Annotated in this window: 13 protein-coding genes; 7 read left to right on the top strand and 6 right to left on the bottom strand. The window is 56.7% G+C overall.

All coding sequences use genetic code 11. The features are described 5' to 3' along the window. Position 1 precedes the first annotated feature (1 nt). The 3 genes from L6R44_RS09695 to L6R44_RS09705 all read left to right on the top strand — a co-directional run bounded on the left by L6R44_RS09695 (position 2) and on the right by L6R44_RS09705 (position 2,116). Positions 2–163: a DUF1328 domain-containing protein gene (locus L6R44_RS09695; RefSeq protein ID WP_003856556.1), complete on the top strand. Its 162-nt coding sequence runs from the start codon at positions 2–4 to the stop codon at positions 161–163. Positions 164–284: 121 nt separating this feature from the next. Further along, on the top strand, positions 285–1,337 hold the full coding sequence (locus L6R44_RS09700) for a patatin-like phospholipase family protein (protein WP_058654236.1): 1,053 nt from the start codon (positions 285–287) through the stop codon (positions 1,335–1,337). Next, positions 1,334–2,116, top strand: coding sequence for a TatD family hydrolase (locus tag L6R44_RS09705; RefSeq protein WP_237424009.1), 783 nt, complete (start codon positions 1,334–1,336; stop codon positions 2,114–2,116). The genes L6R44_RS09700 and L6R44_RS09705 overlap by 4 nt, the downstream gene beginning before the upstream one ends. Here L6R44_RS09705 and L6R44_RS09710 read toward each other — a convergent pair. Both L6R44_RS09710 and L6R44_RS09715 read right to left on the bottom strand, forming a co-directional pair. Continuing rightward, positions 2,111–2,971, bottom strand: coding sequence for a YjjW family glycine radical enzyme activase (locus L6R44_RS09710; RefSeq protein ID WP_237424010.1), 861 nt, complete (start codon positions 2,969–2,971; stop codon positions 2,111–2,113). The two genes, L6R44_RS09705 and L6R44_RS09710, sit on opposite strands and share 6 nt — an antisense overlap. Continuing rightward, entirely contained in the window at positions 2,946–4,481 is a 1,536-nt protein-coding gene (locus tag L6R44_RS09715) for a YjjI family glycine radical enzyme (RefSeq protein ID WP_237424011.1), read from the bottom strand. The genes L6R44_RS09710 and L6R44_RS09715 overlap by 26 nt, the downstream gene beginning before the upstream one ends. A gap of 262 nt (positions 4,482–4,743) precedes the next feature. On the opposite strand from L6R44_RS09715, the gene deoC reads away from it, so the two are divergent. The 4 genes from deoC to deoD all read left to right on the top strand — a co-directional run bounded on the left by deoC (position 4,744) and on the right by deoD (position 9,080). After that, complete coding sequence (deoC, locus tag L6R44_RS09720; RefSeq protein WP_023293328.1) at positions 4,744–5,523, top strand: deoxyribose-phosphate aldolase; 780 nt, start codon at positions 4,744–4,746, stop codon at positions 5,521–5,523. Positions 5,524–5,632: 109 nt separating this feature from the next. Next, the gene (gene deoA / locus L6R44_RS09725; RefSeq protein ID WP_032644169.1) at positions 5,633–6,955 is read left to right on the top strand and encodes a thymidine phosphorylase; all 1,323 of its coding nucleotides are present in this window, start codon (positions 5,633–5,635) and stop codon (positions 6,953–6,955) included. Between the two features lie 53 nt (positions 6,956–7,008). Then, on the top strand, positions 7,009–8,232 hold the full coding sequence (deoB, locus tag L6R44_RS09730; RefSeq protein WP_024908262.1) for a phosphopentomutase: 1,224 nt from the start codon (positions 7,009–7,011) through the stop codon (positions 8,230–8,232). 125 nt (positions 8,233–8,357) lie between these two features. Next, a complete protein-coding gene (gene deoD / locus L6R44_RS09735; protein ID WP_032643987.1) occupies positions 8,358–9,080 on the top strand; it encodes a purine-nucleoside phosphorylase in 723 nt (240 codons plus the stop codon). A 42-nt stretch (positions 9,081–9,122) separates the two neighbouring features. Here deoD and L6R44_RS09740 read toward each other — a convergent pair whose 3' ends face one another. From L6R44_RS09740 to L6R44_RS09755, 4 genes are all read right to left on the bottom strand, one after another. Continuing rightward, positions 9,123–9,827 (bottom strand): DUF1120 domain-containing protein, encoded by a 705-nt coding sequence (locus tag L6R44_RS09740; protein ID WP_237424012.1) that lies wholly within the window; start codon positions 9,825–9,827, stop codon positions 9,123–9,125. 112 nt (positions 9,828–9,939) lie between these two features. After that, a complete protein-coding gene (locus tag L6R44_RS09745) occupies positions 9,940–10,497 on the bottom strand; it encodes a hypothetical protein (RefSeq protein ID WP_237424013.1) in 558 nt (185 codons plus the stop codon). Continuing rightward, the gene (locus tag L6R44_RS09750; RefSeq protein WP_032643990.1) at positions 10,494–12,911 is read right to left on the bottom strand and encodes a fimbrial biogenesis usher protein; all 2,418 of its coding nucleotides are present in this window, start codon (positions 12,909–12,911) and stop codon (positions 10,494–10,496) included. Before L6R44_RS09750 ends, L6R44_RS09745 begins: the two co-directional genes overlap by 4 nt. 19 nt (positions 12,912–12,930) lie before the next feature. Next, on the bottom strand, positions 12,931–13,632 hold the full coding sequence (locus tag L6R44_RS09755; protein ID WP_237424014.1) for a fimbria/pilus chaperone family protein: 702 nt from the start codon (positions 13,630–13,632) through the stop codon (positions 12,931–12,933). Positions 13,633–13,634 lie beyond the last annotated feature (2 nt).

Genomic DNA, 13,634 nt, shown 5'->3' on the forward strand with positions numbered 1-13,634 from the left:
TATGTTTCGTTGGGGCATTATATTTCTGGTTATCGCGTTAATTGCCGCCGCATTGGGCTTTGGTGGACTGGCAGGTACTGCAGCATGGGCAGCTAAAATTGTCTTCGTTGTGGGTATTATTCTGTTCCTGGTCAGCCTGTTTACGGGGCGTCGACGTCCATAGCAAACGCAATATTCCTTCAACAAAAAAAAGCCAGTCATAGCGACTGGCTTTTTTCTTATTTGCGTTGCAGGCCGGGTGCGTTACTGTGGTGTTATAAAATAATCAAAACAGGAAAGCAGAGGTGGGGCAACGAATTCCCGTTACGCTCGGCAATATTGCGCCGCTGACGTTAAAACCGTTTCGCGCAGGTCAACTCGCGCTGGTTTGCGAGGGTGGCGGACAGCGCGGCATTTTCACCGCTGGCGTGCTGGACGAATTTATGCGCGCGCAGTTTAACCCGTTTGACCTTTACTTCGGCACGTCCGCCGGGGCGCAGAACCTCTCCGCCTACGTTTGCAACCAGCCCGGCTACGCGCGCAAGGTCATCATGCGCTACACCACGGCGAAAGAATTTTTTAACCCGGTGCGCTTTGTGCGCGGCGGCAACCTGATCGATCTCGACTGGCTGCTGGAGTCGACCTCCAGCCAGATGCCGCTGGCCATGGACACCGCCGCCCGTCTGTTTGATAGCGGTAAAGAATTCTGGATGTGCGCCAGCCGGGGCGATGACTATTCGCCGGGCTATTTTTCTCCGCAGAAGGAGAACTGGCTGGACATCATTCGCGCCTCCAGCGCGATCCCAGGCTTTTATCGTACCGGCGCTCTGCTGGACGGTATCAGCTATCTGGACGGCGGGATCAGTGACGCGGTGCCGGTGCAGGAAGCCGCCCGGCGCGGGGCGAAAACCATTGTGGTGATCCGTACCGTACCGTCGCAGATGTATTACACCCCGCAGTGGTTCAAACGGATGGAGCGCTGGCTGGGCGACAGCAGCCTGCAGCCGCTGGTGAACATCGCGAAGCAGCATGAAACCACCTACGGCGCGATGCAGCGCTTTATTGAAAAACCCCCGGGCAAGCTGCGTATTTTTGAAATCTATCCGCCTAAGCCGCTGCTGAGCATGGCGCTGGGCAGCCGCGTCCCTGCGCTGCGCATGGATTACAAAACGGGGCGGCTTTGCGGTCGCTACTTCCTGGCGACGGTGGGGAAAATGCTGGCGGAGCAACCGCCGCTTCATCGGCATAAGCGCATTATTACGCCGCCTGCCGTTGTCGCCAACGACGCCCTGACGGTGCCGCTGGTGGATATTCCGCAGGCGAATGATGCTTTACTGGATAACGAGGATCTGGCGTGACGCACCGCTTTGTTGATACCCACTGCCACTTTGATTTCCCGCCGTTTACCGGGGACGAAGCGCAAAGCATCGCGAAAGCGGCCAGCGCGGGCGTTCAGGCCATCATCGTGCCGTCAGTGGAAGCGGCTTACTTTTCCCGCGTGCTGGCGCTTTCAGCACGGCACCCCGCGATCTATGCCGCGCTCGGCCTGCATCCGATTGTGATTGAGCGGCATCGTGATGAGCATATTGAGAGGCTGGATGAGGTCCTGCAGACCGCAGGCGAGAAGCTTGTCGCCATCGGCGAGATCGGCCTCGATCTCTATCGTGAGGATCCCCAGTTCGAGCGCCAGCAGACGATCCTCGACGCGCAGCTCAGGCTGGCGAAGCGCCACGATCTGCCTGTGATCCTCCATTCAAGACGCACGCACGATAAGCTGGCGATGCACCTGAAACGCATCGATCTGCCGCGTAGAGGCGTGGTGCACGGTTTTTCCGGCAGCCTGCAGCAGGCGCAGCGTTTTATCGAGCTGGGCTATAAGATCGGGGTCGGTGGCACCATTACCTATCCGCGCGCCAGTAAAACCCGGGACGTAATGGCGCAGCTGCCGCTGTCGGCGCTCCTGCTGGAAACCGACGCCCCGGATATGCCGCTGAACGGTTTTCAGGGGCAGCCGAATCGTCCGGAGCAGGCGGCGCGCGTGTTTACCACCCTGTGTGAGCTGCGAACGGAGCCTGAAGAGGCGATTGCCGATGCGTTACTCGAAAATACCCGTGCGGTATTTGGCATCACGCTATAGGTAAAGCGCCGGACGGATCACCGTTATCTTCTGTTTTTCCAGCGCCCGCGCCAGCGGTTCAACGTCTTCCGGCGTGGCGCTGCGCCATGACGCCGCCTCGCCGTAAACCCCCTGCGCATGAAACGCGTTGATGCGCACCGGCACATTTCCCAGCCCGTGGATAAACGTCGTGAGCGGCTTGAGATGTTCCAGATAGTCACACTGCTCCGGAATCACCAGCAGGCGGAGCTCCGTTAAACGGCGACGATCGGCCAGCCAGCGGATGCTCTGCTTGATCTGCGGGTTGTCGCGCCCGGTCAGAAAACGATGATGCGTGTTCCCCCACGCCTTCAGATCAAGCATCGCGCCATCCAGTACCGGCAGCAGCTTCTTCCACCCGGTTTCGCCTAGCAGCCCGTTGCTGTCTACGAGGCAGGATAAATGCTGCAGCTCGGGATCGGCTTTGATCGCGCGAAAAAGAGCGATCAAAAACGGCAGCTGCGTCGTGGCCTCGCCGCCGCTCACCGTGATCCCTTCGATAAACGGTGCGGATTTGCGGACCTGCGCGAGGATCTCTTCCACGCTCAGGCGGTGCGCCATGGGCGTTGCCTGCTGCGGGCACAGCTGCAGGCAGGTGTCGCACTGCCGGCAGTCGCTCTCCTGCCACCAGACGCGTCCGGCCTGGAGGGTCAGCGCGTCGTGCGGGCAGCGGGGCACGCAGTCTCCGCAGTCGTTGCAGCGGCCAATCGTCCACGGATTGTGGCAGGTTTTACAGCGCAGGTTGCAGCCCTGCAGGAACAGGGCCAGGCGGCTGCCCGGCCCGTCGACGCAGGAGAACGGAATAACCTGACTAACTAAAGCGCATCTGCTGTTCATGGCTAATCACGCGCGGCTGACGTTCCAGAATCCGGGTATTACGTGCGGCTTCTTCACCCAGCCACGTGGTATTGGTGCGCGATCCGGCTTCGCGGTATTTTTCCAGATCCGACAGGCGCACCATGTAACCCGTGACGCGGACCAGATCGTTACCCGCCACGTTGGCGGTAAATTCACGCATGCCCGCCCGGAACGCGCCCAGGCAAAGCTGCACCACCGCCTGCGGATTGCGTTTTACCGTCTCATCCAGCGTTAAAATATCGCTGATACCGGAGTGATAGTGTCTGTGGTGTGGCGCAACGGCCAGCAGATGGCTGATGGGATCCGGCTCGTCGCCGTAGGGCAGACGCGCTCCCGGCGTGGTGCCTGAATCAGAGCTGATGCCAGACTGCGCGTGGAGCATCGCGCGATGCTTCCAGCCGTGCTTCACCGGCGTGTTTTCCACGAACGCCGCAAGCTGTTCGCTGATGCGATAACCCAGCGCGTTGGCCTGCTCATCTTTGCCGTAACGTCCCGCGATGCCTGCTTTCTCGCGGAGCGCGTTTACCGCTTCCGCCAGGCCGTACATGCCAAACATCGGCACAAACCGATCGGCATCAATCAGCCCTTCTTTTACCAGGAAGCTATTCTCAAAGAAGCCTGATTGTTGATAGAGGAAATCGCAGCGGGCATCAATGATGGCGATTTGCTGCTGGCAGTAGTGCGGAAGCGTGCGGGTGAAGAAGTCGTCAATGGAGGTGCTGTGTTCAGCAACGGCTTTGAGGTTCAGGCGCACCAGAGTGCTGCCACCGCCGGCCAGCGGCAGGGAGTTGTAACAGCTCACCACCCCAAAACGGCCTTTTGTGAAAATTTTATCATTCACCGGACCGTTAGAAATATGCGGTTTGCTGCATTCACATATGTTTTTCGCCACCTCAAGCAGCAAATCGTCCGGGGTAATTTCAGGATCGTAAATAAAGGTCAGATTCGGCGCGACCTGCTTCAGCTCGGCATCGGCGCGCAGAATGGCGCGGGTGATGGGGCCATCAGCGGGCCCGATGTTGGCGTGCATAAACGCATCCGGCAGCGTACGGTCAAGGTAGCGCCAGAAACGTTTTATTCGGCTATCGATTTCTTCTTGTGTTAGAATTCTAACATATGGGGTTAATATCGCATCAAGGTGCCCCAGATAGACCGGCATCGATGTGACGGACGGAACATGATGGTACAGGATGGTTAACAGCGAGAGGGCGTCGTCGAGATCGTTTGCCCCTTCCAGCTCCAGCCATTCTGAGCCGTTAGCGAGGAATTTTGCGTAATCCGGCAGGACGTAGCGCGGTTTGTAAGGCGCATGGCCTTCGAACATGTCGCAGATGAACCCCTCGTCCAGCGCGGCGCGGGCGGCCTCAGGAAGTGCCGGATAAGGAAGGTTGTTTTCCGCTTCCAGCGCCAGAAAATGACGCTTTTGTTCCGGGGTTAACACCGGGCTTGTCACAATGTGCTGGCAACGTTGCTGCAGGGCATGGGGCATGTTCGCTTCCTTGAGTGTTCTGCGGATGATGAACGAATTGTAGAAAGCCAGCCTGGTGGGGCTTTTGATCCCGCAGGGGGTATCGCGGCTTTAGTCGGCAATAAGCGCGCTAAAATTTGAAGAAGATCTCATTACAGTAATGCAAATTTGTACGCAGTTTTCATTAACTGTGATGAATGTCGAGGTGTGGATGCGGGTGGATGTTAAAATACTCACAGACCCGCAAGGTAAAATTTATACGGCACTGCCGTTGGAGAATGTTATGACCGATTTAACTGCAAGCAGCCTGCGCGCGTTGAAGCTGATGGACCTGACCACCCTGAACGATGACGACACCAATGAGAAAGTCATCGCCCTGTGCCATCAGGCGAAAACGCCAGTGGGTAACACCGCAGCCGTCTGTATCTACCCGCGCTTTATCCCGATTGCCCGTAAAACGCTGAACGAGCAGGGCACGCCGGACGTGCGCATTGCAACCGTAACTAACTTCCCGCACGGCAACGACGATATCGAGATTGCGCTGGCAGAAACCCGCGCGGCCATTGCGTACGGCGCGGACGAAGTTGACGTGGTATTCCCGTACCGCGCGCTGATCGCCGGCAACGAGCAGGTTGGCTTCGACCTGGTGAAGGCCTGTAAAGACGCGTGCGCGGCGGCAAACGTGCTGCTGAAAGTGATTATCGAAACCGGCGAGCTGAAAGAAGAAGCGCTGATTCGTAAAGCCTCTGAAATCTCCATCAAAGCCGGTGCGGATTTCATTAAAACCTCAACCGGTAAAGTGCCGGTGAACGCGACCCCGGAAAGCGCGCGCATCATGATGGAAGTGATCCGCGACATGGGCGTGTCCAAAACCGTTGGTTTCAAACCTGCGGGCGGTGTACGTACTGCCGAAGACGCGCAGCAGTTCCTGGCGATTGCCGACGAGCTGTTCGGCGCCGACTGGGCTGATTCCCGTCACTACCGCTTCGGTGCGTCCAGCCTGCTGGCCAGCCTGCTGAAAGCGCTGGGCCACGGCGACGGTAAGAGCGCAAGCAGCTACTGATTGCCAGACAACGCCGGATGACGCTTCGCTTATCCGGCCTACAGGATCGTAGGGCGGGTAAGCATCGCGCTACCCGCCACAACTCCCCCGATTCCGCATGGAGGTTACCGTGTTTCTCGCACAAGAAATTATTCGTAAAAAACGTGATGGTCATGCATTAAGCGACGAAGAGATCCGCTTCTTCATCAACGGCATTCGTGATAACACCGTCTCTGAAGGGCAGATTGCGGCTCTGGCGATGACCATTTTCTTCCACGATATGTCGATGCCCGAGCGCGTGTCGCTGACCATGGCGATGCGAGATTCAGGAACCGTTCTGGACTGGAAAAGCCTCAACCTTAACGGCCCGATTGTCGATAAGCACTCCACCGGCGGCGTGGGCGACGTGACCTCCCTGATGCTTGGCCCAATGGTGGCCGCCTGCGGCGGTTACATCCCGATGATTTCCGGGCGCGGCCTGGGCCACACCGGCGGCACGCTCGACAAGCTGGAAGCCATTCCGGGCTTCGATATCTTCCCGGATGACAACCGCTTCCGCGACATTATTAAAGACGTTGGTGTGGCGATTATCGGCCAGACCAGCTCTCTTGCTCCGGCAGACAAGCGTTTCTACGCGACCCGCGACATCACCGCCACCGTTGACTCTATCCCGCTGATCACCGCTTCTATCCTGGCGAAGAAGCTGGCAGAAGGGCTGGACGCGCTGGTGATGGACGTGAAGGTGGGCAGCGGCGCGTTTATGCCAACCTATGAACTCTCTGAGGCACTGGCCGAAGCGATCGTTGGCGTCTCCAACGGCGCGGGCGTGCGCACCACCGCGCTGCTCACCGACATGAACCAGGTGCTGGCCTCCAGCGCCGGTAACGCGGTCGAAGTGCGCGAGGCCGTGCAGTTCCTGACGGGCGAATACCGCAACCCGCGCCTGTTCGACGTCACCATGGCGCTGTGCGTGGAGATGCTGATTTCCGGCAAGCTGGCAAAAGACGACGCCGACGCGCGCGCGAAGCTGCAGGCGGTGCTGGACAACGGTAAAGCGGCGGAGATCTTTGGCCGTATGGTCGCGGCGCAAAAAGGCCCGACCGACTTCGTCGAAAACTACGCGAAATACCTGCCCACCGCGACGCTCAGCAAAGCGGTGTATGCCGATAGAGAAGGGTTTGTCTCGGCGATGGACACCCGTGCGCTGGGTATGGCGGTGGTTTCGATGGGCGGCGGCCGTCGTCAGGCGTCAGACACCATTGATTACAGCGTCGGCTTTACCGATATGGCCCGTCTGGGCGACAGCGTTGACGGTCAACGTCCGCTGGCAGTGATCCACGCGAAAGACGAAGCCAGCTGGCAGGAAGCGGCAAAAGCGGTGAAAGCGGCCATCACGCTTGACGATAAAGCGCCGGAAACCACACCGACCGTCTATCGCCGTATCACCGAATAGCGGTATACTGATCCGATCGATAATTTTTGAAGCACTACGTACGGAGAACAATTATGAAACGTGCATTTATTATGGTGCTGGACTCATTCGGCATCGGCGCAACCGAAGATGCAGAACGTTTTGGTGACGTGGGTTCCGATACCATGGGTCACATCGCGGAAGCCTGTGCGAAAGGCGAAGCGGACAACGGTCGTAAAGGCCCTCTGACTCTACCTAACCTGACCCGCCTCGGGCTGGTGAAAGCGCATGAAGGTTCTACCGGTAAAATCGCAGCCGGTATGGACGGCAACGCGGAAGTGGTGGGCGCCTACGGCTGGGCGCACGAGCTTTCTTCCGGTAAAGACACCCCGTCTGGACACTGGGAAATCGCCGGCGTACCGGTCCTGTTCGACTGGGGTTATTTCTCCGATCATGAAAACAGCTTCCCGCAGGAGCTGCTCGATAAGCTGGTCAAGCGTGCCAACCTGCCGGGCTACCTCGGTAACTGCCACTCTTCCGGTACCGTGATTCTGGACCAGCTCGGCGAAGAGCATATGAAAACCGGAAAGCCGATTTTCTACACCTCCGCCGACTCCGTGTTCCAGATTGCCTGCCACGAAGAGACGTTTGGCCTGGATAAACTCTACGAGCTGTGCGAAATCGCCCGTGAAGAGCTGACCGAAGGCGGCTACAACATTGGCCGCGTTATCGCGCGTCCGTTTATCGGCGATAAAGCGGGTAACTTCCAGCGTACCGGTAACCGTCACGACCTGGCCGTTGAGCCACCGGCACCGACCGTGCTGCAGAAGCTGGTTGACGAGAAAGACGGTCACGTGGTGTCCGTGGGTAAAATCGCGGATATCTACGCCAACTGCGGCATCACCAAAAAAGTGAAAGCCACCGGTCTGGATGCGCTGTTCGATGCCACCATCAAAGAGATGAAAGAAGCGGGCGACAAGACGATTGTCTTCACCAACTTCGTGGACTTCGACTCCTCCTGGGGCCACCGTCGCGACGTGGCGGGCTATGCGGCCGGCCTGGAACTGTTCGACCGCCGTCTGCCGGAGCTGATGGAGCTGGTGGGTGAAGATGATATTCTGATCCTGACCGCGGACCACGGCTGTGACCCAACCTGGACCGGTACTGACCACACCCGTGAGCACATTCCGGTGCTGGTGTACGGCCCGAAAGTCAAACCAGGTTCACTGGGACACCGTGAAACCTTCGCGGACATCGGGCAGACTATCGCGAAATACTTTGGTACGTCCGACATGGAATATGGCAAGGCCATGTTCTAAATCATGTTGGGTGCGGTCTGATGCCCTCACCCCGGCCCTCTCCCACAGGGAGAGGGAGCACAGAATGTAGGCCCGGTAAGCGAAGCGCCACCGGGCAAAAAAATTCAAATGAAAAGGAACTGAAGATGGCAACTCCTCACATTAACGCAGAAATGGGTGATTTCGCTGACGTCGTATTGATGCCGGGCGACCCGCTGCGCGCGAAGCACATTGCAGAAACCTTCCTCGAAGACGTGCGTGAAGTGAACAACGTGCGCGGCATGCTGGGCTTCACCGGTACCTATAAAGGCCGCAAAATCTCCGTGATGGGCCACGGTATGGGTATCCCATCCTGCTCTATCTACACCAAAGAGCTGATCACCGATTTCGGCGTGAAGAAAATCATCCGCGTGGGCTCCTGCGGCGCGGTGCGTATGGACGTTAAGCTGCGCGACATCGTTATCGGTATGGGTGCCTGCACCGACTCAAAAGTTAACCGCATGCGTTTTAAAGACCATGACTTCGCGGCGATTGCTGACTTCGGCATGGTGCGTGACGCGGTTGACGCAGCAAAAGCGCTGGGCGTTGAAGCGCGCGTGGGCAACATCTTCTCTGCTGACCTGTTCTATGCACCGGACGGCGGCGAGATGTTCGACGTGATGGAAAAATACGGCATCCTGGGCGTGGAAATGGAAGCGGCGGGTATCTACGGCGTGGCGGCTGAGTTTGGTGCGAAGGCGCTGACCATCTGCACCGTCTCTGACCACATCCGTACCCACGAGCAGACCACCGCGGCTGAACGTCAGACCACGTTCAACGACATGATCAAAATCGCGCTGGAATCCGTTCTGCTGGGCGATAAAGCGTAATGCTGTGCTGCCGGGCGGCATTCGCCGCCCGGTTTCTGTGACTTACAGGTACACCACGCTGATGGTGGCCTGACCGTCAAACTCGGTATCTTCCTTCAGAGACAGTTTCTTCAGGTTTTCCACTGCCAGCGAGATGTTCAGCGGGAAAGAGACGCTGGTCACTGCCATAGGATCGGTCTTGCCCGCAGAGGAGACGCTCATCAGGCCCAGGTCTTTATTGGCGATAGTGCCGCCATTGGCTTTCTGCCAGCGGCTCATGCCCGCGCCTGCCGTAACCGCCGTACGAATCGGTTCAACCGTTGCGCCGTTCGCCGTCACTTCACCCGTGCTGGTATAGATGGAATAGGCCCCAATATTCTTGCCATCGTGCGTTTTGCCCAGGCCAAAGGTGGTCATGCTGCCGCGCAGTTCGCCGCCGTTTGAGGTGGCGTTCATGACCTTCAGGTTTGAGTTGGTGCCGGTGCTGGCATTGGAGTCCGCGCGGTTATCGGCAATACTCCAGCCCACCTTGGTTGGGGTTGGGCAGGTGATGGTCAGCGTAAGACTCTTTTCGCCCAGCTGCGTGGTCTGGGTTTGCGAGAGATCGCCAACCTGAACGGTACCGAAGTCAATCACGCCGTTGTTGCTGAGTTCCGGCGTACAGGAGTTGCTGGTCAGTGAGGCTTTCACTTTCAGCACTGCCGTATCTCCCGCATGAGCACAGGTCGTTGCCAGCGCCAGCGCAGCGGCAAGGAGACTCTTTTTCATGGTTATTCCTTAACATAGATATAATGGTCGTTAAAATAAATGGACGAATCCACGCGTTTTACGTTTATTTTTCTCTCTATTCACCCGAATAATATATCCGGCTGTGAATGCTTTACTCTGTCGTTAATAGCTCCCAGGCGAGCGCGCTTTCCAGATCGGTATTATCGGAAATACCGCGCAGCTGATCGTCATTAATGACAGGCATAATTTTTATCGTCACGCTCATTTGTTTACCGCGCACCGGCAGGCCATTTTGATACGCAAGGATCCCCTCGTTATTCCTGAGAATAGCTTTGTCCTTTGGGGTTTCCGACGCGCTGAACGCGACCCGGTCGGTCGTTCTCGCCAGGTTGTAGGGGTGGCCATCTACCGTCACGTTATTCGCAGCCAGCACCAGTCGGCTCTTCTGACCAAACAGAATGCCCCCGTTGCTGCCAGACGCGGATTGCAGAAAAAGCGCCATCACCTTTGGCTGCGGGCAAAAAACGGTGACCGCGACCTCTTTGGCTGGCATGCGATTCCAGTTTTTGCGCGAGGCGACAATGTCATCCTGTTTGAATCGGCCAAACGAGACGTTCGGCTGCGACAGCGCAATCTGACACTCTTCGGCCACGACATATGAGGAGAAAAGTAATGCCACACCGATGAGCGCTGAATTAACTATTTTCACTGGCAAACTCCTTCTGCTTTTTCGTAATACGCGTCTTTATCTTTTTCCTCTTTCAGGGTGTAAGCGATCTGACAGAGTCGGGTTAAATTGTCATCCACCACGTAAAGCGCCGGCGAATTTGACGCATCGGGAATAAATACGCTGCCGTTATCCATCACGCTGACAATATAATTACCGTCCCGATCCACCACGCTCAGTCCTTTTTCCAGCCAGGACCCGTTGGCGCGTTTGACGTCCAGCATGACGCGACGCGTATTCAGCACGTTGAAATCGATCAGTGCAAAAGAGCCGTATGCGGCGGAGACGGTTTGAATACCGTTCGATAAATCCATCCCTTGAGGAAGCGAGCTGGCATTGATCACAATTTGCGATTTTTGCCACTCCCGCAGTCCGGAGACCACGGCCTGGCCCCAGCGATCTGTCCAGACGGTTCCATCGGGGGTCGTGATTTCAATACCGCTTTCCGGTTCGCTTAACCTGGCAATGCCGAAGGTCTCTTTTACCGGATAGGGCGAAAACGTGATGCCATGACGATGCAGCGCCACCCCCCCGTTTAAGGATGCGCTGTAGTTATGCTGGTTACCGTCATTCAGTCCGGCCGATAAACCGAGCTGCGTGTAGTGCAGATTGGTGGTGATATTGCCATTGAAGGCGTTACTCTTGTCCTGATTATCGCGATCGGCAGAGACGTTGTAGCTAAGGTTTTGCCCAACAGAGCCGCTGTCCTGAATGCCATAGTTTTGCTTTTGTCCCTGAGCGCGCATGTAGGTACTGACGCGATCCTCGCCAAAAGGAACGATCAGGCTGACATAAAAGAGATCGTCATTGCGGCTGGTGCTGCTCTGGTTTTGGGTATCGCTATTGCTCATGGCATGCTGCCAGTTAGCTGACAGCGAGGTACGCCCGAGGCTTTTACTCCATGAGGCCATCAGATAGCGTGAATCACCGCTGCTTTCATCACCGGAATTCACGCTGTATTGCATCGAGATCGCGCCAATGTACTCATTGTTCCAGGTGAGGCTGGCGTTCCAGTTGTTTTCATAGGTTTGCGCTTCTTTATCCATGGCTTCCGTGAGCTCGCGGAAGCCGCCGCTAAACTGGGACGCGCTTGCCCCCAGCGTAAGCTGGGCGGGCAGCAAGATATTGCTGCTGAGTTCAGCCTTGCTGCCCTTCAGTGGATCGTAAAAGCGGGACTGGCTCAGTAAAAAGCTCGGCGAGATCGTCCAGTTTTCGTTGATGGAAACGTCGAGTTTGGCACCGGTAGCCTGATATTTTTCTGCCAGAACGCCGGCGGCTACGGCAGAGGTGTGCGTGTTAAGCAGGGTTCCGTCAGAGAGCGTAAATACCCACGGAGAGCTTGACACATCCCCGCTGTCGCGAACCTGCCCGAGAGCGAGGTTTAACCCTTCTGCACGGTTGCTCCCCTGTACGATGAGGGCGGAAGAGGGGACGGTGAAACGCGTAGTTGAACCGTCGGTTTCGACCACGCTGATATCAAGATCGACATTTCCGCGCACGACGGGCACGTCCGTCAGGGTGAAAGGGCCCGCGTTGACCAGAGAGGAGTAGATCATCTGTCCCGACTGGCGAACCTCAACGCGAGCCTGATTGGTGCGGGCAATCCCCGACACCTCAGTGGCCTGAATATTGGGCTGAAGGCCGATTTCAGGCATCAGCTGAAGGCCGGTAATTTGCGCGCCGCTGAACAAGGCCGAGTTGACGTTGATCTGCCCAACCTGCGCCCGCATTTTTTGCTCTTCGAAAACATGTTCAGCGTAGGTGTAAAGGTTCTCCGTACTGCGAGTCCCATTGTCATCCGTCAAAATGTAATTGCTGCGCAGCGTCCAGTTCGCAAGGTTAATGCCTGCCCCTAAATTTCCCTGGGTATAACGACTGCTCCCGCCCGCGCCGTACTCGTTGTAATTGCTGAAGGCGCTATAGTTGATTAAGCCTGCAGCGCCGCCGTGGGCGTAATATTTCGCGGCATAAAATCCGTTGTCCATCGCCTCTGCGGGAACGAAAATCTCCAGCGATTCGGTGTTCGGTAAAAGGGTTACCGTCGCCGACGGGTAATCTTTCAGCAGGTTATGACATTGCTCTTTTTCGCTGATATTTAACGGCAGAAGACCCGCCGCGCGGATGAAGTCATCATCAATGCAAAGCTGGCCCTCCTCTCCGACCCGAATGGCCAGGCTTCCCTTTTCAACGCCGTTAATTTTGACCTGCACGGCATGCTGGCCGGGCAGATAGCGTTGTGCATCTGAGAAGTAATGGGCGAGGTTCGTACTGATACCCCGCGAGGCCAGGATATCGGTATCGAAATCCAGATCGGATGCATGCAGCGCCGACGAAGGCAGACAGGCGACCATCACTGCCGTTCGACGTATCCAGTTACGCAAAGAGAGCTCTATCACCGAAAGTATTCCTGTGATATCAGCGAGTAAGCGCGGCGGTGTATTTGTCTACTTCAATCCCGTAGCGGCTGGCAGGACTGAACTCAACGGCATTGTCGGTGCTACCGATCGGTGAACGTGTCTGCACCTTCATGGTTTCACCCGGAAGGATAAAGGTTTTATTAACCAGACCTTCGGTGCGAGAAGGCAGCAGCGTCACCGACGTGGAAAAACGGACGACATAAGCCGAGGTATTGCGGACCTGGACCTCTTTCCCCTGTACTGACCAGGTCAGTAATTTCCATGCATCCGTGACAACAGGCAGATTTTTAGGGTGGATCAATACCGGTAAATCCTGACGCAGGTTGATACCGACTTTGACGTTCTTATCTTTGGTTTTAGGCGGAATACCCTCAAAGATTACGCGTTTGTAATGCTCCACGGTCAGCGGTTCTTTTGTTTCAAGAATAAAACGTACCTGCTGCTCCTGCCCCGGCTCAAGGCGTACCACCGGTTGAGTGACGTTAAGCTTGACCCCGTTTTCCCCTTCGATGTCGTTAATGGAGGTATAAAGCAGGGTGGGAATGGAGTCGGTGTTTTTCACGCTCATGACACCGCCGCGGTTGGCTTCATCAATCATCAGCAGCGTGGTTTCTGGCACCATCCCTGCGGCATAGACTGTCGCTGGAAGGGTAAGAAAAAGAGCGGTCACCAAAGCGGAAGCTTTCACAATTCTTTCCATGA

Origin of the sequence: Enterobacter cloacae complex sp. ECC445, from assembly GCF_021892025.1 — a bacterium.
Taxonomy (GTDB): domain Bacteria; phylum Pseudomonadota; class Gammaproteobacteria; order Enterobacterales; family Enterobacteriaceae; genus Enterobacter; species Enterobacter chengduensis.

Coding starts and splice junctions, on each gene's coding strand:
- deoC (WP_023293328.1), top strand. CDS start 4,744: ATGACCGATTTAACTGCAAGCAGCCTGCGCGCGTTGAAGCTGATGGAC.
- L6R44_RS09695 (WP_003856556.1), top strand. CDS start 2: ATGTTTCGTTGGGGCATTATATTTCTGGTTATCGCGTTAATTGCCGCC.
- deoD (WP_032643987.1), top strand. CDS start 8,358: ATGGCAACTCCTCACATTAACGCAGAAATGGGTGATTTCGCTGACGTC.
- L6R44_RS09740 (WP_237424012.1), bottom strand. CDS start 9,827: ATGAAAAAGAGTCTCCTTGCCGCTGCGCTGGCGCTGGCAACGACCTGT.
- L6R44_RS09710 (WP_237424010.1), bottom strand. CDS start 2,971: ATGAACAGCAGATGCGCTTTAGTTAGTCAGGTTATTCCGTTCTCCTGC.
- L6R44_RS09755 (WP_237424014.1), bottom strand. CDS start 13,632: ATGGAAAGAATTGTGAAAGCTTCCGCTTTGGTGACCGCTCTTTTTCTT.
- deoB (WP_024908262.1), top strand. CDS start 7,009: ATGAAACGTGCATTTATTATGGTGCTGGACTCATTCGGCATCGGCGCA.
- L6R44_RS09715 (WP_237424011.1), bottom strand. CDS start 4,481: ATGCCCCATGCCCTGCAGCAACGTTGCCAGCACATTGTGACAAGCCCG.